Raw genomic sequence first — 21,269 nt, 5'->3', positions numbered from 1 at the left:
CAAATATGGAAAAAAATTATTTAAAGCTAACAGTTGATAAACCAAATAAAATTAGAATGCAAAATTTTTATTTAGATGTTTGGTTTAATTTTCATGGATTTGCTACTTCAATTAAATATTTAGGGAAAGAATTGCTTAATAATTTACAAGGAGAACCTTGTGATCCTGATAAAAATCATAGTTTCTATTGTGATTATCATTTAGATGGCAAAACTATTCGAATTAATCCTAATAATTTCAAAATAATTAAAGCAGATCAAGAATTATTACATATTGTTTTCACTGATAATAAAAATGTTTTAGAGATAGCTTATCACTTTATTATGATGAAAAATGATCCTGTAATTTATTCTTTTGTAAAAGCTAAAAACAATGTACATAAAGAAGTTAAACTTGATGAATTAAGAACAGTTTATCGCTTTAATCATAAGCTATTCCCGATTGCTTTCAATGGAGTTAGAACTGGGATGCAGCCCACTTCTAAAGAAATGATGCAAGGAACAAAACTACAAGACGAAACTTATGAAATGTTAAAGGGTTCTTTGTATTCAAACAGTAAAGTTTATTCTAAATATGATTATGCTGGTTACTTTAAAGATACTAATTTTTGGGGACAATTTGGGGATGATTTAGGAGTTTGGATAATTAATACGGATACAAGTTATTACGGTGGCGGACCGTTAAATCAGGATTTAATGGTTCATTATGATGGTATCGTTTTGAATTATTTATCTAGTGAACATTTTGGTAAAGGAAAATTTTATATCTCTAAAGATTGGCAGAAGCTTTATGGACCATGGCTTATTTATTTTAATAATGGCAGCATATGTGATGTAAAAAAACGTGTTGAAAAAGAAAAGCATATTTTTCCATATTCTTGGGTAAAAGATAGCAATTATCCAATTTCATTAGGGGAAGTTTCAGGCAAACTTGATTTAAAAACAACTTCTTCAATTCAATATTGTATGATTTTGGCTTCCAAAAAAGATATTCCTGTTTTAGAGCAACATGATGGTTTTACATATTATTGTTTAACTGATGAAAAAAATAAATTTATGTTTAAAAATATTAGACCTGGTGAGTATTATCTTTCTTGTTATGCTCAAAGTGGCGATGATCTTGAGAATCATCAATTAGGTAAAGTATGGGTTAAGTCCAATCAAAGTCAAGATTTAGGTATATTTCAAATTAATAATAAAAACCAAACTATTTGGCAAATAGGTCAATCTGATCATACCACTAAAGGATTTAAATTTAGTAATCAATTAAGAAACTATATGTGGATGAATTTAGTACCTGATAATCTAAGTTATCATGTGGGAAAAAAGGACGATTGGTATTATTTACAAAATGATAAAGGTGTATGGAATATTTATTTTAATCTTGATAAACACTATTTGTCTAAAAATTTAAATTTACAATTTAGTTTTGCTGGTGTAACACAAAAACAAATGACTAAAAATGATGGTGAGGATATTTTTATTGAATTAAATGATCGTCATTTGATGAAGAAGCATTATGAAAATGATCGCTCAGGTTATCGGTCGTCTATGTTAAGTGGACGATATCATTTCTTAAATATAGAAGTTCCAGCACTGTATTTGAAAAAGCATAATAAAATTTCTATTTCTACGAATGGACTAATTATGTATGACACGATTAAGTTGTGTAAAGAAAGGCATTAAGATGAATAATAATAAAAACGTTGGAAAAATTCCAATGTGGCGAAAATTAGGCTTTTCAGCCTTTCAACTTTCAAATGTTATGGCAACTTTAGTGACTACTTGGTTGATGTATTACTATACAACTTTTTTAAAAATTCCAATTGTTATAGTAACATTAATGTTTACAGTTGCTAAAATAATTGGTGCTATCTTGACACCGATATATGGTTATATTTCTGATCGTCTTTACCAAACAAAATTTGGTAGAAAACACGGTAGAAGAAAATCTTTATTTTTAATTGGAATACCTTTAAAGGCTTTAACTTATATTTTTATGTGGATTCCAGGAATGTCAAAAATATTTTATTTTATATTCTTTTTACTTTATTATATGGTTACACCAATGCTTTCTACCTCACAACTCACTTTAACTTCAGAAATGTCTGAAGATTCAAAACAAAGAGCTCAATTAATAGGATTTAATCAATTTGGTAGTGCTACATCTGGTATTTTTGCTTCTTTGTTTATTACTTGGATCTTTAAAATTTTTGGCCAGGACAGTTTAAATAGTTTCATTGCTTCCGCAATTATTTATGATGTAATTGGTACAATAATGTTGATTATTTTTTACAATTGCGTGTATGAACGACCGATTGATGAATCAACAATTTTGGAAACAGAAAAGATTGGAATCTGGTCGAGATTGGTTAATATTTTTTGGAATTTTTTTAGTGCTATAAGAATTAAGTCATATTGGACCTATGTTTTAATGTGGCAATGCGAAGAACTGTTTAGAACTATTCGTGGTGATATTAATACTTACTTTATTATTTTTGTCTTGTTGCTAACCCCAGCTGATGTTGCCGTTTCTACTAGCGTAGGTTATATTTTTGGAATTCTATTCTTGTTATTCTTTATGTGGCTACAGAGTAGAACAAATGGAATGATTTCATATCGTGTAGGTGCATGGAGTGGAATTATTGTATTTGTTTTAATTGGAATTTTAGTAATAATGAAACCAAGTCATCTTAGTTTCTGGTGGATTGTTGCCATGATCGCTTTAAATTTTGGTATTACTGGTGTAGTTAATTCTTCACAGTATATTTTTACTTTTTTACCAGATATCGATGAAATTGTTACATCAAAAAGACGTGAAGGTGAATATGCAGGTATTAATACTACTTTAGATACTTTATTAGATTCTTTGTTTACTTTAATTATTGGAATTGTTTTGCAAGCGACAGGATTTCAAGAGGGAGCGAAAGTTCAGTCTTCTATTACGATTAACGCCTTATTTATTTTATATACAGTTATTCCAATTGTTTTATTGTTATTAGGGATTTTATTCTCTCATATTTGTAAACTTAATGTTAAAAATCATAATATTGTTTTAGCTGAAATCAATCGGTTGCGTAATGGTGGTTCGATGACTGATGTAGATCCTAAAACGAAAAAAGTTATTGAAGGATTAACTGGGTTTAAGTATGAAAACTGTTGGGGCAATAATAATGTAATGGATTATACTAAGAATAAAAATATCAGAAAATAATTACGGTTTTATATAATAAATAGTTTTGTAAATTATATTTATTGTTATTATATTATTTTCATATTTTTTAATGAAATATATTTGCTAAACATCCAAAGTCTTTTTAGTTTCTGGATCGAAGAAGTGAGCCTTGTTCATTTCAAAGCCCATCTTTACGCTTAGTAAAGTCACGAGCATCAACCTTGGATACCAATTCAATACTGCCGACCTTAGTGTAAAGTTGAGTTTCTGCACCCAAAAGTTTTGAAACGATAACTGTAACTTCAACGACTTGATCTGTGGGCAACGTCTTCTGGATAGAACTCCCCCTCTTAGATTAAAACTAGAAAGCGCACCAACTAGTTATGTACTAGTTGATGCGTTTTTGTATGCGCGTGTACATAAGTGCATAAATATACTTATAATATCATTTATACATATAAGTTATATTTATAAAACCACAATCAAATTCCTTGTTAAAACTCATAATAAAGATTAATATTTAATTAAAAATCAATAGCGAGGTGTTTAGTTATGATTCTTGAACATTCGGCAGGTGCAGTAATTTATAGAAAAAGGGACAAAGTACAACAATTAGAGTATTTAATTGTACAAAGTATTAAAAATAATAATTGGGGTTTTCCAAAAGGACATTTAGAAGGTGATGAAGCTCCAAAAGAAGCGGCACAACGTGAAGTGCTTGAGGAATCAGGTTTAAAACCGATATTTGATTTTAATTTTGTTAAAAAAACAAAATACGCTTTAAATGCTTATAAAAATAAAGAAATAACTTTTTATCTGGCAAAGGCTGTAGCAAATCAAAAAGTTAAATTACAAAGAGAAGAAATCAAGGCGGGTAAATGGGTTACTTTGGATGAAGCAAAAAAATATTTAACTGAACATGATAAAATGCGTATTTTAAAGGCAGCCCAAGAATATATTGAAAATTGATAAAAAAGCGCTAATATAGCGCTTTTATTATTTATAAGTAGTAAAATAAAAGTAAACATAAAGTAAATAAACAATAAAAAGTGAAAGAAGATGCAGTATGCCGAGTATAAGAGATGTTGCGAAAGTAGCGGGCGTATCACCAGCTAGTGTTTCACGAATTTTAAATAAAGATCCAGATTTTCATATTAACGTTAATACTCGAAAAAGAGTTTTAGAAACAGCTAAAAGACTCAATTATTCAAAAACGAAAAATAAACGTGGTCCTAAAGGAAAAAAAGGGATGTCAATAGGTTTAATTTTACGTCATACGGCTGAAAATGAGCCTGGGGATCCATATTTTAAAAATATTCATGACGGAATTACTGATGAAGCTGCTAAGTGGCGCCTTGATACAAATGTAGTATTTCGTATGCATGATAAGAATAAGGACTGGGAAGAATTAAGCAAATATGGTGCTGTTATTCTTGTGGGTCAAATGACTAATGACGCTATTAAAAGGATTAAATCACTTAATGAAAATGTGATTTTAGTTGATGCTAATCCAGATCTTGATTATTGCGATTATATTCAAAATGATTTTACAGATAAGACAACACAAATTTTGAATCATTTATATGAATTAGGACACCGCAATATTGCTTTTATAGGTGGTAATTCTAGTATAGTTGATATGGATGGAAACACAATTCCGCTTAAAGGTGATTCTCGAGCCGTTACTTATTCAAATTGGATGAAAATAAAAGAGCTAAATAAATATGAGCATTCATACATCAGCGACTGGTCAATTGAAGATGGATTTGAAATGTGTAATAAAATGATTGATGAGTTAGATGAATTACCAAGTGCAATTATTGTAGCTAGTGATCCAATGGCTTTAGGCGTTTATAAATCGCTTAATAATCATCATATTAGTATTCCAGACCAAGTTTCAATTATTAGCTTTGATGATGTTGAAATGAATCGCTATTTAACACCCTCGCTCTCAAGTGTTTACATGGACTCACGAGAAATGGGGAAAACAGCGGTGAGATTAGCAAAAGATATGATGATTGAAAAGTCTGCTAATACTATGCCGTTAGTAATAACTTGTAGAAGTCAATTACGTTTAAGAGATTCAGTTACAAAAAAAGTTTAGTAAAAAACTAAACTTTTTTTATTTTGCCCTTGTGTAAACAAAATATAAACATATATTATAATAAATGTAAACAGAAAGCGATTACAAAGCTTAAAAGGGAGTTTATTATGAAAAAGTTTTTAGATTGGATGCAAAAGAAACTCGTCCCTGTTGCGAGTGCTCTTGGGCAAAACAAATACTTAACTAGTCTTCGTGATGGTATGATGGTTGTTTTTCCTGCAACTATGTTTGGTGCTATCATGGTTATTTTGCAAAACTTGCCACAAACATTTGGTTTTGCACAATTTTTACCAAAAGGTGTTTTAGATTTTATTAATAATTTCTTTGCTCCTGTTGGTAATGCAACAATGAATATTTCTGCTATGTTCATTGCCTTTGGTGTTGCTTATCAATTAGCCGGCAAATATAAACAACCAAAAGTTTTTGCTGGTGCAATTTCATTATCATGTTTCTTAATGTTAACACTTGTCGGAACAGATAAGACTCAAGGAGCATTCTTCCCAATTACACAGTTGGGTGCACAAGGTATGTTTGTTGCAATTATTACAGGTATTGTTTCCAGTGAAATTTACTGCAGAATTAGTAGAGCAAACATTACTATTAAATTGCCTGACTCAGTTCCTCCAATGATTGGTCAATCATTTGTCGCCATCATTCCTGGTGCCGCTCCATTATTCTTATTTAACTGCATTAGATTTATATTTACTTACACACCATATAAAGATGCAATCGACTTCATTTATAAAGTATTGCAACAACCACTTATGGGCTTAGGTGATACTCTTCCAGCTGTTCTTCTTTCAGTATTCTTTATGCAATTATTCTGGTGGTTTGGTATTCATGGTACTTTGCTTGTTGACTCAATTATTCAACCTATCATGGATTCATTGGCATTACAAAACTATAATGCATATCGTAATGGTGTAGATGCAGGCCACTTGCCACATATTATCAACACTACTTTCATGGGTGTTTTCGTTATGCAAGGTTTGCAATTAGGTGTTGCTTTAGTATTTGCCTTTTGGCTTGCTAAATCAGCTCGTATGAAGACAACAATGAGAACTGTTTTAGTTCCATCAATCTTTAATGTTTCAGAACCAATGACTTATGGTTTGCCAGTTGTTTTGAACCCTGTAATTTTCATCCCATGGATTTTGGCTCCAATGGCTTCAACTTTGATTTCATATGTTGCGATTGCAATTGGTTGGGTTCCAAGACCAATTGGTGCGACAGTTGTATGGTCAACACCAATCTTTATTTCAGGTTGGCTTGGTACAGGTTCACCTGCCGGTGCGATTTTACAGTTAGTTGATGTTGTAGTTATGACCTTGATCTTTATTCCATTCTTGATCGTCTTGGATAAATCATACTTGAAAGATGAACAAACTAAAATGGCTAAGGAAACTGCAGAATAGTAGGTGGAAAAATGAGAGCAGATACATTAACTTATCGTTATGTTTATCAATCACCACAAAATAAGTTGTATCAAACTTTATTAGATCAACAGCTTAAATATTTTAAATATCACGATGCAAACATTACTAGTTTGCATGAAGGTGATGAAATTAGCACTAACTTAAAAACAAAAATTAGAAATTTAGATTCTGCAACTACCATTAAAGTTACCAAAATTGTTCCTAATAAAGAATTTCAATTAGAAACTCATCAGCCTGGTGATCATAACATTACGCAAACTTTTAAATTTGATAAAAATGTTAATGGTAAAAATGAGCTAGTTTATTCTGAGCAGACTAATATTAAAACCGTTAGAGGTCAAAGTTACTTTTTCTTAACTGCTTTGCTATATAAATTTTTCTACAATCGTGGAATGAAAAAGAAGTTGCAATACTTAGACAAAATTGCGTTAGGAGTTGCCTAAAATGATAGATATTATTTCTAAAAAATATTTTCATTTACATAATGGCGAGATCAGTTATTTGTTTTATGTAATGGAAAATGGCCAATTAGGACATTTATACTATGGAAAAGATTTAGGCACTTTAACAGAAAGTGACTTGAAATATATTGCTTTACACAATAATAAAGCTTCAGGCACGGTTAAATATTCTCCAGATATTCCAAAATTCACCTTGGCTGATCGGATGCAAGAATATCCAACATACGGAACATCAGATTTTCGTGAAGGTGCAATAAGTATTGAATGTGGTGACGAAATTCTTTATCCGGATTTTAAGTATTACGATTATCAAATTAATAATATTAAATCTCGCAATTTAGATATGCCAGCAAGTTATGCGGAAGATGATGAATCACAAACTTTGACAGTTAATCTTGTTGATGAAGAGCATAAACTACACTTAGCATTAAACTATACTATTTTAAAAATAGTCATGCAATTGTAAGAAGCAGTAAAGTTACAAACTTAGGTGATAAGGCCGTTAAAATTCAGAATTTACAAAGTACGGTTTTAGAATTACCAGATGATAATTATGACTTTTTACAATTATCTGGAGCTTGGTTAAAAGAACGTCATATTAAAAAACGTCCTTTAGAGCAAGGAATTACTAAAATTGAATCTTTACGTGGTGCTTCAAGTCACCAAGAAAATCCGTTTATTGCGTTAGTTTCTAAAACGGCAACACTTAATAATGGTAGAATTTTTGCGAGCAACTTAATTTATTCAGGAAACTTTGTTAGTCAAGTTGAGGTTGATGAATGGGGCGTCAGTCGTTTGATGACTGGAATTAATCCTGCTACCTTTACTTGGAAGCTAGAAAAAGATGAAAGTTTTTCTACTCCTGAAGCGGTAATTTTCTACACTGATAATGGTTATAACGGCCTCATGCAGGAGACGCATAATTTTGTAAAAGAACATATTATTGATCGCAAGTGGCAAACTAAAAAGCGTCCAATTGTAATTAATAGTTGGGAAGCCTATGTGTTTGACTTTAATGAAGAAAAATTGCTTCGTTTGGCTAATGAGGCAAACGAATTAGGCATGGAATGTTTTGTTTTAGATGATGGTTGGTTTGGCCATCGTGATACTGATCGGACTTCACTTGGAAATTGGACTGTTGATAAAAAGAAGTTTCCTGAAGGCTTAGATCACTTTAGTGATGCTTTACATGACCTGGGGATGCAATTTGGATTATGGTTTGAACCTGAAATGGTATCCCCAGATACGGAACTTTATAAAAATCATCCTGATTGGGTAGTTCGTCATCCATATTCAAGAGCTGCGATAGGTCGAGGACAATATGTTTTGGATTTTGCTAATCCAGAAGTTGTTGAAAATATTTTTGGACAAATGCGCAAAATTATCGCAAATTGTCATGTCGACTACGTTAAGTGGGATATGAATAGAAATATTACCGAAGCATATTCAGAATATCTTCATCGAGAAAATCTGCCTCAAGGTGAATTTTTCCATCGCTACATCATGGGTGTCTATCATTTGTATGCCAAATTATTAGAAGCTTTCCCTGATTTATTAATTGAAGGCTGTGCAAGTGGTGGCGGACGGTATGATTTAGGAATTATGTATTATAGTCCGCAGATCTGGCCAAGTGATGATAGCGATGCGTCCGAACGACTTGATATTATGTCAGGAACAATGCTTGCTTATCCATTATCTGTATTTAGCAACCATGTTTCTGCTGTACCTAATGGTCAAGTTAGAAGAAATACAAGCCTTAAGTTTAGACAAGATTTAGCAGATTTTGGCCCACTTGGATATGAACTTGATTTAAATAAGCTTTCCCCCTCGCAAAAAGATCAAATTAAAAATCATATTAAGTGGTACAAAGAAAATCGAGACCTTTTAGTTAATGGCAACTTTAAGCAATTAATTCCCCTCAATGATAATAATAAATATGCTTGGGTTGTTAGTGACAATAAAGAAAAGATCGTTGGCTTTTACCGAAAACTTGCTAAACCAAATGATACTTTAGATAGATATTTTGTATTAAAAGATTTAGATCAAGATAAAACTTATGAAGTTAATGATAATCTTATCGTTGGCGGCAGAATACTTCAAAACTTTGGCTTGCGTGAACCATATCAATTTAATGGTTCAAATGGCGATACGGCACAAGTTACAGGTGATTTTCAGTCATATTTATATAAGATTGTCGAAAAGTAAACAACTTATATTTCTCTCTTTAAGTAATTAAAGAATTAGGCAGTAATATATGTCTAATTCTTTTTTTGTTGAAAAAATATTAACCATATTTCCCCTAGAATGCTAAAATATTTTAGATACAATTTGGATCGAGGTAAAAATTTAAAGTGAGAGTTAAGAAATTATGGACTAGTGTCGTAGTACTCGGAGCGTTAATTACATTAGGTGGTACTTTAAATAGTCAAAAAGTAATGGCGTCATCTATGCGAAGCTATGTTAAAAAGACTTTGGAAAAAGGACACTTACGTGGTAGCGTGATAGTCGTAAAAGATGGCAATGCAGAACAAATTAGTGTTGGCTATGCTAAATATAAGAAACGCAACAATGGCAGTAAAAAAGTTGTTTATCCTTTAGGATCATTACAAAAAGTTGTTACTGGCGCAATGGTAACGCAACTAATTTATCAAAAGAAATTTTCGCAAAATACTAAAATTTCTCGTTGGTATCCTTCAATGCGCAATGCGTCAAAAATCACGGTTGGCCAATTAATGACTCATACTTCTGGAATTAATGTCGTAGGTACCGAGTCAAGCCATGGAAGAAAATTTTCTGAAGCTGGCGCAATTAACTGGGTAGTTAGCCAAGTTAATAGAAGTAGACGATACGGAGTAAATCAGTTTAATTACAATAACGCTAACTATATTTTATTAGCGGGAATTATTCGTAAAGTAACACATAAATCATATGCAAGTAATTTGAAGAGTCGAATTGTTAAGCCACTTCATTTACATCAAACATATATTTACGGGAAATTCCCTAAGAAAATTTTAGCAGCTACATCATATCTTTATCGTTACGGTAAAAATTATCAAAGTCCTGTAAATATTAATGGCTATGCTATGTCGCAGATGGTTGGTGCCGGTAATCTTTGTTCATCGCCAGCTGATTACTATAAGATTATGTGCGGTTTGACAAATGGCAAGATTTTAACGAAAAAGCAATATAATTATATGACTCATTTGGATTCAAAACGTTCGACTTATTCAGGCGGATTGTATGCGAAGAAATCAGGTAAGCTTAAGTTAGCTTATGGAAATTGTGGTGATACGCATTTTGCTAATTGGATGCAGATTACTGGTGATAATCAAAATGGAATTGTGATGTTTTTGAATCAAAGTGGCGGAAAAAATCATAATAAATCTGTTGGTTACAAAATTTTAAATCATATTAAAACCAGTACATTCTTAAAAAATTAATATAAAAGAAAAGATCAAAAAGTTATATGCTTTTTGATCTTTTTAAATTATTAAGAAAATTTAAAGAAAATTTTTTGTAGAAAAAAATCTATAAATATTGCGCATTTAGTAATGAGAACAAAAATAAATATTTATGGAGGATTTTTTATGAAAAAAAGTTCAAAATTAGCAGCAGTATTAATTGCCGGAGGAATTTTATTAAATGTGCAAGAAACCGTGAAGGCAAGTAGTGAGGCAACTCAGGTTGATTTAAAAGATCCAAAAATTAGTTTGGATCAATTGCAAGATAAATTAGTAGCAGTTACTAATAATCTTGAGAAGGCCGAAGAAAATGTAAATAAACTTCAAAATAAGAAAAATTATGATCAGGCTGAATTAGATAAAGCATTAAAAGAGCAAATAAATGCTAAAAAACAATTTAATGAAGCAAATAAAAATTTTGAAACTGCTAAAAAGATTTATGAAGGCGCTAAAGGAAAAAGTGGTGATGAGGAGAAGGTAAGAGAATTAGAGCAGAAAAAATTAGAATATGAAACTTTGCGTGAAGATGCCGGAAATTGGGAATTAAATACCCAAAGATATCGTTTGTCGCATAAAGAAGAGTTCTATCAACTTAGAATAATTACAGAATATTTAGATAATACAAATGCTGGGATTAAATCTAAAACTGAAAAATTAGAAGAATTAAATCAAAAATTACGTAAGTTGTCTCCTGATACTCCAAATTATTCAAAATTATTAGAAGAAAAAGATGAATGTATAAAGGTGTTGGAAATTTTAGAAAAAGTAAAAGAAAAGAGACAAGCGGAATTCAATAAATTTAAACCAGTAGACGATGAATGGACACGTATTAAAAATAAAGCGAATAATTTAGAAATACAGTGGCAAAGCGTAAAAAAAGATTATGAAAAAGTAGTTTCCGAATTAGAAAGAATGAAAAAAGGAGAAAATGTCTCTCAAGAAGTAATTGATAATTTTGAAAAAGAAAAAGATAATTTTGCGAAAGCTAAAGATTTATTTAATGCAAGCTTGACGCAAGTAGCTCAAATTGAAAAACAAATTAATACTGACAAAGAAGAACTTGATAGAAGTATTGAAAATAAAAATAATTTGCTAAAAGAAAAAGAATTATTATTAAAAAATATTCAAGAGCAAAAGCAAGAAGATCATTCTAGTTCTGAAAATAAAAAAGATGAAGGTATTCAAACAAAACCAGAAACTTCTGAAGAGAATACCCAAACTGATTCTTCAAAAAATTTAGATAGTACAATTCAAACAGACAGTAATGAAACTGTTGATAATGGAATTCAAACCGATCCGATGTTGCCGGAAAAGCCAGAGACAACAGAAGAAAGCAGTCAAACTGATATTTTTGAAAATACAGATAATATGACTCAGACAGATAGTACCGAAACAACTGATTCTGGAATTCAAACTGATTTGATTATTTCCGATAAGTCAGAAACTTCTGATTCAAGTACTCAAACGGATAAAAATGATAAAAAATTTAGTGATAATGCAACTCAAACCGAAGAACTTCCGATTACAGATGAATTTTCAATTTTAGATAAAATTTTTAAAGATAAGCATCAAGTTAACCAACCTTCATATATTGAAATTCCGGTTTACTTACCTGTAGAAAATAATTCGAAAAATTCTGAAAAAAAGGAATTAAGTGCTGCACTAAAAGATGAAAATATTCAAAATAAGCCTATTATTACAGTCAAGCATAAGCATGTTGCATTGAAATTTAATAAAAAGCATATTTTAGTAAAAATTAATGGAAAATGGACAAAAATTAGTCAAAGTAAATTATTTAAGCTGATTAAAGGCGATAAGCGCAAATACAAGTTGCATGGAATTGTAAAAATTAATAATAAAAAGAAAAATATTCATTTTTATGATAAAAACGGTAAGAAAATGACTAAGATTGCTAAATCTCGTAAGTATTTGCTTCGTGAGATTAAAGCAATTAATGGAAAACTAATGGTTAGAGTTGGATCACAAAAACAATGGATTTTGGCGAAGCATGTGCTTGCTAATTAAAAAGTTTACATATACTCTTAACTTTTGGTATAAAAAGAACTAGGATAAACGTGGCTGATCGAAAGCCTTCCTCCTAAGAAGTGTATAATCATTTTCTTCATTATAGATTTAGTCAAAAGCGTTAGTAAAATCTTACTAACGCTTTTTTCATTCATAAAAAAAGCATTTTCTAAAATCAGAAAATGCTTAATAATTAATTATTTGAATGGATTAAAGAATCGACCCGAATTAATGTGCCATAAAATAGCTACAATTACTACCAACACAATTGCCAAAGCAGTTACTGCATAGTCAGCTGGCTTAAATGGTTCATAAACATACCAAGTACGTTTTTTCTTAGAGCCAAATCGTCTAAGCTGCATTGCTGTACTAATTATGTCGATTCGATCAATACTTGAGAAAATTAAAGGCATAACAATATTTAATGTTCCTTTGATTCTTTTACCCAAGTTTGCTTTTTTAGATAATTCATTACCACGAGCTTGCTGAGCTGCGGAAATTGCCCAATAGTCAGTTTGGATTGTTGGAATATAACGTAATGCGAGTGAAACAGCGTAAGAAATTTTGTAGCTGATGCCAATTTTATTTAAACTTGATGCAAATTGACTCGGATTGGTTGTAAGTAGGAAAAGCAATACTAAAGGAACAGAACAAATATATTTTAAAATCACATTTAACAAATAAAAAAGTTCTTCTTTAGTAACTGTAAAGTAACCAGCATTAAGCAGAATATTTTTACTGCCGTATAAGTCTTGACCATAAGTTGGCTGGAAAATAAATACAGCAATAATATTAATAATAGCGAAGACAATAATAAATTTAACAATAAAAGAAATTTGTCTCCACTTAATACCAGCTATTTTTAAACAAATAAGAGAGAAGATGCAGACAATAGCTAGGAATCGGGTATCATAAGTTACCATACAGGCAACAGAAACTAAAAGTAAAAAGATTAATTTAGTTGTTGCATTTAATTTATGAACAAAAGTATTACCAGGTTGGTAACCAAGAATTTTATCATCTTGCATTATTTAGCCTCCCTTGGTTCTTCAGAATCGATATATGCTTTAACAAATCCGTTTGGATCGTCTAAATTGTAATGCTTAGCTAATTCGAATAAACTTGTGCGGCGAAGGGATGCCTTTTTAACTAATGTAGGATCAGTTAAAAGCTGAATTGGAGTTGTGTCCGCAATTAATTCACCGTTTGCAAAAGCAAAGCTGCGTTTAGTGTATTCAAGCATCAAATGCATATCGTGTGTAACAATCATGATTGTCTTGCCACGTTCATTTAGGTCGCGCAAGAAATTCATGATTTCTGTATATGTCTTCCAATCTTGTCCCGCAGTTGGCTCATCGAGAATAATCATTTCTGGTTCAAGAACTAAAATAGCGGCAATTGTTACACGTTTCTTTTGACCAAAACTTAATGCAGAAATTGGCCAATTACGAAAAGGATATAAACCACAAATCTTTAAAGTCTTATATACGCGATCTTTAATTTCGGCTTCATTAACATTTCTTAAACGCAAGCCTAAGGCAACTTCGTCAAAAATCATCTTTTGAGAAATCATTTGGTTAGGATCTTGCATTACATAGCCAATTTTTTCGGCACGTTCTTTGATAGAAAAATTAGCAAGATTTTCACCTTCAAATTCGGCTTTCCCTTCGTTAGAAATAAAACCACAAATAATTCGGCAAAGTGTAGTTTTACCGGCACCGTTTTGGCCAACGATGGAAATAAAATCACCTTTATTAATTTTTAAGTTAACGTCATGAAGGGGATGAGCTTGGCGTTTATTATATTGGTGGCCTACATCTTTTAATTCAAGCAGCACTGAACCTTCTTTTTCAGGTTTAGGATCAGTTTGCGTATTTTCCCAAGTCTGTAATTTATTGGCGATTTCTGGATTTGCAGGTAAAGCTGAAACAGAAGTAAGGTCAGAAATTTGAGCTAAATCAATATCTGCTTTAGATAGAGCCTTTACATAAAGCGGACTACGTACGCCGGCTTTTTCTAATTTGTCTTCATGAAGTAAATCATTAGGATTTTCATTAGCAATAATTTCACCATCATTAACCAATACAATGCGGTCAACATGCTCGGCTAAAACTTCTTCAATTCGATGTTCAATAATGATGACAGTTGCATCAACTTCTTTTTGAATTTTATCAATTAATTGAATTGTCTTGTAGCCTGCGGCTGGATCAAGGTTGGCTAAGGCTCATCAAAAAGCAAAATAGGGGATTCGTCAACTAAAACACCAGCTAGGGCTACTAATTGTTTTTGACCACCTGATAAAGTTTGTGGTGACTGCTTTAATAATGCAGTTAATCCTAATTCATTTGCCCATTTGGCAACAATTTTTTGCATATCGGCACGGTCTCGGCAATCATTTTCAAGTGAAAAAGCAATATCTTCACCCACTGTCATACCAATGAATTGACTATCTGAATCTTGCAAAATCGTTGAAGTAGTAAACGATAAATCAAAAAGACTCGTTTGAGTGATGTCTTTTCCATCTACTAAACAAGTCCCTTGAATATCGCCATGATCAACGTTGGGAATTAAACCGTTTAAACAACGACCAATGGTTGATTTTCCGCTACCTGAAGGACCTGCGAGTAAAATTTTCTCACCTTTATTAATATCTAAATTAATATTCTTCAAAGTAGGATCAGCCTGACTGTCGTATTTAAAGCTGAAATTCTTAAATTGAATAATTGGCTTCATATATTTTCTTTTTCCTTAATTAATCTTTGTGTAAACTGCCTTTCTTAACTTTAGTTGCGGCATATGCTTTAAGCAAAATAGTTCCTAAAATTAAGATAACGATTGAATTAGTAATTGTTGCAGCTGCACCTTGTAAAAATACCTTATTAGCAGGTTCACTGTAAATTAAAATATCGCCAACCGGAGCAATTACTAACCAACTAACAATATTAGCAATAATTTGGATAATATTAAACATTACCATTTGTTTTACGGAAAATTCTCCATGTTCGAGATCAAGGCGCATACCGTATAAACCAATAATTAAGCCTAAAACAGCGGTTGCTAATACCCAGCTCCACCAAGTTTGACCATACATCAAAAAGTCATTTAAAGCATGACCGATAAAACCAACGGCAAAGCCGACTACAGGACCGTAGATTGTGGCAAGCAAAGCCAAGAATGGATAAACGATTTCAATATTGGTGTTAGGAATTCCAGTTGGAATTGAAGTAAATCTTGCCAAAATTACATAGATGGCAGCGCCAATACCAATGGCTACTACGCTTTTAACAGACAATCCTTTTTGTTTCATTAATAAATACCTCGCAAAAGTAGAAAAAACAACATATCTTGTATAGTATTAATTTTTATTTAAGACCATACATATGTCAAGGTGAAAAGCGCACATTTGTTAATATAAATTGAGTATTGTGCGTATTTTGAAAGCGGTTGCTTATATACTAAAAAATAGTTTTTGAATAAATTGAAAATATTTTATTAATCAGACAAAAATTGAGATAATTAAAGGGTATTCTAAAGATTGGTGATTAAACATGGCAAATTGGCGAAAATTATTTAATGAAGAAACTTATAATCGTGGCATTGATTATTTTCAAGAAGGTAATATTTTAGATCTAAAAATTGAACCGGATGGTGAACATTTCAATGCGCAGGTAAAAGGTAATTATAAAAACTATTATGATGTTTCAGGACGTTTGCGTGATGGTGAAACAGCTTCACAATTAAAGTGTATGTGTCCATGGGCACAAAAAGGCCATCGCTGTAAGCATGAGGTGGCGGCACTTATCGCTGTGGAAATGGGATTTCGTCCAAATCCAGATGAAAAAATCAGTTTTATTGAACAACTGCCTGCTGATTTAAAAGAAAAAATTAAAAATTCTAATACTGATGATGATCCTTTAGAAATTATTGGTGATCGCAGCTATTCACGTGAAATATTAAATGAAGCTAATCGCTTGTTTAATAGCTTAGCTGTTACCTGGCATAGTTTTCAATCTCTGGACTTTAATGACAATAAATATCTCTTTGATTTAGCAATGGCGAAGGGATTTTTGAAGTTTAATTTTTATATAACTTTTACTAAACATAAAATTAAGAATATCGAGATTGATTCTCAAATCCGTAATTTTAATACTAAAACTTTAGAAGTAGTCGGATTAACGTATTTTATAAAATATTTTCTTCAAGAAAATCCGACTGAGGCAACTAATATTTCGGCACGGCGGCTTCTCGAAGCTTTTCAAAATCGAGAAGATGATGGATTAATTAACATACGTGCACAAATAACAATAGGAAGTTATGATCGTATTCCGAAACTATTTTTTAAAATTGGGCAAGGTGGTCACCTGTATAAGGTTCAAGATTTAAATAATCTTGTAGATATGTCTCGCCGCTGTTTACCAATGAAATTGGGAAAATTTTTTGATCGCACAATTAATCCTGAACAAATTGATGAGTTAAGCAAAAAATGGTATCAATTTATTGTCAGATTAGTTGATGCAAACGCAGTATTTCAAAGCGGATACGATAATTTCTATGGTTCGAATTTCAAAGAAATTTCACTCACTAATACAATGGTTGATCAAGTTGATGAGATGCTTAAAAATGGCGCAAAAATTTATGATGATAAAAGAATCATTAAGCGCGTTGAAAATGATGAAAAATTGCCGTTTTCTATTAAAGTAATTAACGGAAAAACTATTGTTGAAATAGGCAATCCTCTTAGAAATGTTGATTATTTTACTGGCAGTAGTAATTACTATAGTTATGAAAATGGCGTTTGGACAAAATATTTAGGGATGAATCCTAATACAATTACGCGTTGGAGTTTAGAAATGGGTGACCAACTTGAATTTGGTGCCAAGAGTTTAGCTAAATTCGGTCATGATGTTTTGCCCGCCTTAAAAGAAACAAATAATTTTGAAATTATTGGTGAAAAAAGTTTAGAAGAGATTTTACCACCCGAAGCAAAAATTATTTATCGATTAGATTATCAAAATGATGAACTAATCTGTGATCCACGTGTTCATTATGGTGATAAAGAATATGAACTTAATAAACCTGACAATGATAAAACCGTACGTGAATGGGAAAAGGAAAAAGCAGGACTTGCTTTAATTGAAGAATTAGGTTTTGTTTTAGAAAACAATCATTATATTTTGTCTCTCGGTAGCAATGATAAAGTAGATGAATTTTTTAATAATGGGATTAGTAAATTAAAGGCTAGCGGAAAAGTACAGGCAACGGCTGCATTTAAGCGGTTATTGGGGAATGCAAAAACTAAATTTCAGGTAAGTTTGGGGATTCGTTTAGGTGAAAATACGCTTAATTTGCAAGTTTTGGGTGAAAAGTTATCTCCTGAAGATATTCAAGCAATTTTGAACGCTTACCAGGAAAAACGTCATTATTTTATGCTTAAAAATGGTCAGATTGGGAACTTGGAATCACCGTCTCTTGAAGAACTTGATCGTGTTATGTCGGCTTTAGGCGTAAGTTTGAAGCAATTTGTTAAAGGAAAAATGGCTGTGCCGGCATATCGCGCCTTTTATTTGAATAAACAATTAGAAGGTAGGGATGATCTTGCCTACACAAGCAATGATGCCTTTCAAAAATTGATTGCTGATTTGGAAAATAAAAATATTAAAAAGTTTGTTGTGCCGAAAGAAGTTAAGAATGTTCTTCGTCCTTATCAAAAGCAAGGCTTTGAATGGCTTGCTCAATTAAACAATTATAATTTAGGTGCGCTTCTTGCTGATGAGATGGGATTAGGTAAAACGTTGCAGACAATTTCTTTATTACTTTCTAGAAAAGAAAAAACAAAATTGCCTAATTTGATCATTGTACCAGCATCCGTTGTATATAACTGGGATAGTGAAATTAAAAAGTTTGCACCAGAACTTAAAACTTTAGTTTTAGGTGGAGATAAAAAACAACGAAGAGATCAGCTTAAAAAAGCTAAAAAAGCCAATGTTTTGATTACTTCTTATGATTCGCTTAAACGTGATTTAGAACTTTATCAGGATTTGAAGTTTGATATTGAGGTAATTGATGAAGCACAGAATATCAAAAATGCGAAATCTGCGGCTTCGAAGGTTGTTAAAATTATTAATTCAGCACATCGAATCGCTCTTACGGGAACACCAATTGAAAATAATTTAAGTGAGCTTTGGAGTATTTTTGATTATTTAATGCCAGGTTTTTTAGGCAATTATGATTATTTTAGAAATAATTATGAGAAGCCAATCGTAAAAGAAGATGATGAAAAGCGCCAAAAACAACTTAGTCAAATCGTGGCTCCATTTATTTTGCGCAGACTTAAAAAAGATGTGTTGAAAGATTTACCTGATAAGGACGAAGAAGTTGTCTATGTAAAGATGTCGGGTAAACAAAATCAACTCTACCAAGCCCAAACTCAAAAGTTGATTGATAAATTGAACAGTTCTGATGATAAAGATTTTAAGAAACAAAGATTGCAAGTTCTGGCAGAAATCACTAAATTGCGTGAATTATGCTGTGATCCGCATCTTTTATATGAAGATTATCGAGGTAAGTCCGCAAAATTAACAGCAAGTATTGCTTTAGCACAGGATTTAATTAGTGATGGTCACAAAATATTATTGTTTTCACAATTTACATCAATGCTTGCAATTATTAAAGAAAAGCTTGAAAAGCAGGGGCTAAAAGTTTTTGAAATTACAGGTTCAACGCCGAAGCAAAAACGCCAAGAATTAATAAAAGAATTTAATGAACTTGGTCATCCCGCAATTTTTCTTATTTCTTTAAAGGCTGGCGGAACGGGGATCAATTTAACTAGCGCCGATATCGTGATTCACTATGATCCATGGTGGAATATTGCTGCAGAAAATCAGGCAACCGACCGAGCACATAGAATTGGTCAAAAAAATTCTGTACAAATTTATAAGATGGTAGCTAAGGGAACAATTGAAGAAAAAATTATTGAACTTCAAGAGAAAAAAGAAGAGTTAGCTGAAGCAGTTCTAAACGGTGAAAAATTTAATTCTTCCGTTTTGGATAGGGAAGATCTACTTAATATTTTGGAGAGATAAAGAAAAACAGGAAACTTTCAAAGGTTTCCTGTTTTTGCATGCAATTATTTTCATTAAAATCTAGCCATACCTAAAGCGTGCTGAGCAGCTAAATTTAATAAACTCCATTGACGATCAAATTCTGGTTGGAAGAAGAAATCTTGCTCAGCTAAATCTTCTAAGGTCATTTTATGAGTAATAGCTAATGCTAAAACGTTGCCTTGAGCAGTTATGTCGTATTTAGAAAGGACAGCACCGCCTAAGATTTGATGAGTGTATGGATTAAAGGTTAAACTTACGTAAACTTTTGGATTATCTTTTTCAGGAACATAAGCGGGGCACATTGAATCACTGTAAAAACTTGTCTTATGTGGAATCTTACATTTTTCGGCTGAAAATTTATTTAATCCGACTGTCGCAAAGTTATAGTCAAAAACACTTAATGCGGAAGCGCCAATTACGCCTTTAAATTCACGACTTGGTTTATCTTCAAAAATATGATCAACAAGATATTGAGCTTCACGGCGAGCAGTTGTTGCTAAAGCAATAGGCATTGGCTTGCCAGCCGGAATTGAAAGTGGCAAAATTGCATCCCCAATTGCGTAAACGTCTTTAACGTTTGTTCTAAGATATGGATCAGTTTTAATCCAGCCTCTTTGATCGAGATCAACAACATCTTTAAGCCAGTCAGTATTTGGACTAACTCCAGCAGAAACAATTACTAAGTCAGCAGGAACATTGCCTTGGTCAGTTTCAACGCTCTCTACTTTTTCGTGGCCCGCAAAACCTGTAATTTTAACCCCCATCTTAAGATCCATATGCTGTTTAAAAGTTGGTTCTAAAATATCAAGCAATTCAGGATTAAGATAAGTTCCCAATGGTCGATCAATAATGTCCATTAAAGTTACGTGCTTTCCAGCTTTGGCAAATACTTCACTAGCTTCAGTACCGATATAGCCAGCGCCAATAACAACGACATTTTTAATTGCATCGTCTTCAGTTGCTTTCTTTAGCTTAGTAGCCCAGTCGCGACCACGCATTAAGTAAATATTTTCAAGATCATTACCTGGAACAGGAAGTGTTTTTGGCGTTACGCCAGAAGATAAAATTAATTTGTCATAACTAACTTCTTTTTCTTCGTTCTTAGTTAGATCATTGACAGTAACTGTCTTTTTATCGGGATGAATAGCAGTTACTTGGTGATTTGCGTAAACATGACCACCATTTTTCTCGATGTCTTCGGCTTTAAAGTTGCGAACTTCGTCTTTAGTGGTTACCTTATTTTCAAGAAATAATTGCATTCCGCATGACATGAATGAAATGAAATTACCTGCTTCAAAAATTGTCACATCAACATCATCGTATTTATCAAGTAATTCAATAGCCGATTCGTGCCCGCCGTGGGAAGCACCTATAATAATGATTTTTCTTTTGTTCATATTTGTCTCCTAAATTAGAATTATTCTAATTTAGATATTAAATATTATTAGCTTGTTTTGCAAAATGTATGCATGTTATTTAAAAATAGCAATAAAAAATGATCCTAC

General features: G+C 32.0%; 12 protein-coding genes and 3 pseudogenes. 10 read left to right on the top strand and 5 right to left on the bottom strand.

Annotated elements, in window-relative coordinates; genetic code table 11:
- Window positions 1–5 precede the first annotated feature (5 nt).
- Complete coding sequence (locus JCM6256_RS03700; RefSeq protein WP_025080460.1) at window positions 6–1,685, top strand: polysaccharide lyase family protein; 1,680 nt, start codon at window positions 6–8, stop codon at window positions 1,683–1,685.
- Window position 1,686: 1 nt separating this feature from the next.
- On the top strand, window positions 1,687–3,213 hold the full coding sequence (locus JCM6256_RS03695; RefSeq protein ID WP_025080459.1) for an MFS transporter: 1,527 nt from the start codon (window positions 1,687–1,689) through the stop codon (window positions 3,211–3,213).
- 84 nt (window positions 3,214–3,297) lie between these two features.
- Here the strand turns inward: JCM6256_RS03695 and JCM6256_RS10475 are convergent.
- Window positions 3,298–3,490 (bottom strand): annotated as a pseudogene (locus JCM6256_RS10475) (sugar ABC transporter ATP-binding protein); the annotation flags it as partial.
- Window positions 3,491–3,726: 236 nt separating this feature from the next.
- Here JCM6256_RS10475 and JCM6256_RS03685 point away from each other — a divergent pair.
- The 7 genes and pseudogenes from JCM6256_RS03685 to JCM6256_RS03655 all read left to right on the top strand — a co-directional run bounded on the left by JCM6256_RS03685 (window position 3,727) and on the right by JCM6256_RS03655 (window position 12,661).
- Window positions 3,727–4,143: a bis(5'-nucleosyl)-tetraphosphatase gene (locus JCM6256_RS03685; RefSeq protein ID WP_025080458.1), complete on the top strand. Its 417-nt coding sequence runs from the start codon at window positions 3,727–3,729 to the stop codon at window positions 4,141–4,143.
- A gap of 97 nt (window positions 4,144–4,240) precedes the next feature.
- Window positions 4,241–5,278, top strand: coding sequence for a LacI family DNA-binding transcriptional regulator (locus tag JCM6256_RS03680; RefSeq protein WP_025080457.1), 1,038 nt, complete (start codon window positions 4,241–4,243; stop codon window positions 5,276–5,278).
- Between the two features lie 107 nt (window positions 5,279–5,385).
- Window positions 5,386–6,693: a PTS sugar transporter subunit IIC gene (locus JCM6256_RS03675; protein ID WP_025080456.1), complete on the top strand. Its 1,308-nt coding sequence runs from the start codon at window positions 5,386–5,388 to the stop codon at window positions 6,691–6,693.
- Between the two features lie 11 nt (window positions 6,694–6,704).
- Window positions 6,705–7,157, top strand: a complete 453-nt coding sequence (locus JCM6256_RS03670) for a DUF3284 domain-containing protein (RefSeq protein ID WP_025080455.1) — start codon at window positions 6,705–6,707, stop codon at window positions 7,155–7,157.
- Window position 7,158: 1 nt separating this feature from the next.
- Window positions 7,159–9,380 (top strand): annotated as a pseudogene (locus JCM6256_RS09595) (alpha-galactosidase).
- A gap of 146 nt (window positions 9,381–9,526) precedes the next feature.
- Window positions 9,527–10,615 carry a serine hydrolase domain-containing protein gene (locus JCM6256_RS03660; protein WP_025080454.1) on the top strand — a complete coding sequence of 363 codons (1,089 nt, stop codon included), beginning with the start codon at window positions 9,527–9,529 and terminating at the stop codon, window positions 10,613–10,615.
- Between the two features lie 147 nt (window positions 10,616–10,762).
- The gene (locus tag JCM6256_RS03655) at window positions 10,763–12,661 is read left to right on the top strand and encodes a hypothetical protein (protein ID WP_025080453.1); all 1,899 of its coding nucleotides are present in this window, start codon (window positions 10,763–10,765) and stop codon (window positions 12,659–12,661) included.
- Between the two features lie 197 nt (window positions 12,662–12,858).
- Here the strand turns inward: JCM6256_RS03655 and JCM6256_RS03650 are convergent, their stop codons facing one another.
- From JCM6256_RS03650 to JCM6256_RS03640, 3 genes and pseudogenes are all read right to left on the bottom strand, one after another.
- A complete protein-coding gene (locus JCM6256_RS03650) occupies window positions 12,859–13,689 on the bottom strand; it encodes an energy-coupling factor transporter transmembrane component T family protein (protein ID WP_025080452.1) in 831 nt (276 codons plus the stop codon).
- Window positions 13,689–15,394, bottom strand: a pseudogene (locus JCM6256_RS09590) (ABC transporter ATP-binding protein). The gene JCM6256_RS03650 and the pseudogene JCM6256_RS09590 overlap by 1 nt, the downstream one beginning before the upstream one ends.
- Before the next feature lie 19 nt (window positions 15,395–15,413).
- Window positions 15,414–15,968, bottom strand: coding sequence for an ECF-type riboflavin transporter substrate-binding protein (locus tag JCM6256_RS03640; protein ID WP_025080451.1), 555 nt, complete (start codon window positions 15,966–15,968; stop codon window positions 15,414–15,416).
- 241 nt (window positions 15,969–16,209) lie between these two features.
- Between JCM6256_RS03640 and JCM6256_RS03635 the strand changes: the two genes are divergently transcribed.
- The gene (locus JCM6256_RS03635; RefSeq protein WP_025080450.1) at window positions 16,210–19,743 is read left to right on the top strand and encodes a DEAD/DEAH box helicase; all 3,534 of its coding nucleotides are present in this window, start codon (window positions 16,210–16,212) and stop codon (window positions 19,741–19,743) included.
- 53 nt (window positions 19,744–19,796) lie between these two features.
- Here JCM6256_RS03635 and JCM6256_RS03630 read toward each other — a convergent pair whose 3' ends face one another.
- Window positions 19,797–21,161, bottom strand: a complete 1,365-nt coding sequence (locus tag JCM6256_RS03630; protein WP_025080449.1) for an FAD-dependent oxidoreductase — start codon at window positions 21,159–21,161, stop codon at window positions 19,797–19,799.
- Between the last annotated feature and the right edge of the window lie 108 nt (window positions 21,162–21,269).

The sequence above is a fragment of the Lactobacillus hamsteri DSM 5661 = JCM 6256 genome (assembly GCF_000615445.1).
Lineage (GTDB): Bacteria > Bacillota > Bacilli > Lactobacillales > Lactobacillaceae > Lactobacillus > Lactobacillus hamsteri.
Note: the sequence above shows the minus strand (reverse complement) of the source record. Positions and strands in the feature narration are given on the sequence as shown.

What these genes read in the sequence shown, in the direction of transcription:
- JCM6256_RS03700 (WP_025080460.1), top strand. Translation starts at nt 6, where the DNA reads ATGGAAAAAAATTATTTAAAGCTAACAGTTGATAAACCAAATAAAATT.
- JCM6256_RS03695 (WP_025080459.1), top strand. Translation starts at nt 1,687, where the DNA reads ATGAATAATAATAAAAACGTTGGAAAAATTCCAATGTGGCGAAAATTA.
- JCM6256_RS03685 (WP_025080458.1), top strand. Translation starts at nt 3,727, where the DNA reads ATGATTCTTGAACATTCGGCAGGTGCAGTAATTTATAGAAAAAGGGAC.
- JCM6256_RS03680 (WP_025080457.1), top strand. Translation starts at nt 4,241, where the DNA reads ATGCCGAGTATAAGAGATGTTGCGAAAGTAGCGGGCGTATCACCAGCT.
- JCM6256_RS03675 (WP_025080456.1), top strand. Translation starts at nt 5,386, where the DNA reads ATGAAAAAGTTTTTAGATTGGATGCAAAAGAAACTCGTCCCTGTTGCG.
- JCM6256_RS03670 (WP_025080455.1), top strand. Translation starts at nt 6,705, where the DNA reads ATGAGAGCAGATACATTAACTTATCGTTATGTTTATCAATCACCACAA.
- JCM6256_RS03655 (WP_025080453.1), top strand. Translation starts at nt 10,763, where the DNA reads ATGAAAAAAAGTTCAAAATTAGCAGCAGTATTAATTGCCGGAGGAATT.
- JCM6256_RS03650 (WP_025080452.1), bottom strand. Translation starts at nt 13,689, where the DNA reads ATGCAAGATGATAAAATTCTTGGTTACCAACCTGGTAATACTTTTGTT.
- JCM6256_RS03640 (WP_025080451.1), bottom strand. Translation starts at nt 15,968, where the DNA reads ATGAAACAAAAAGGATTGTCTGTTAAAAGCGTAGTAGCCATTGGTATT.
- JCM6256_RS03635 (WP_025080450.1), top strand. Translation starts at nt 16,210, where the DNA reads ATGGCAAATTGGCGAAAATTATTTAATGAAGAAACTTATAATCGTGGC.
- JCM6256_RS03630 (WP_025080449.1), bottom strand. Translation starts at nt 21,161, where the DNA reads ATGAACAAAAGAAAAATCATTATTATAGGTGCTTCCCACGGCGGGCAC.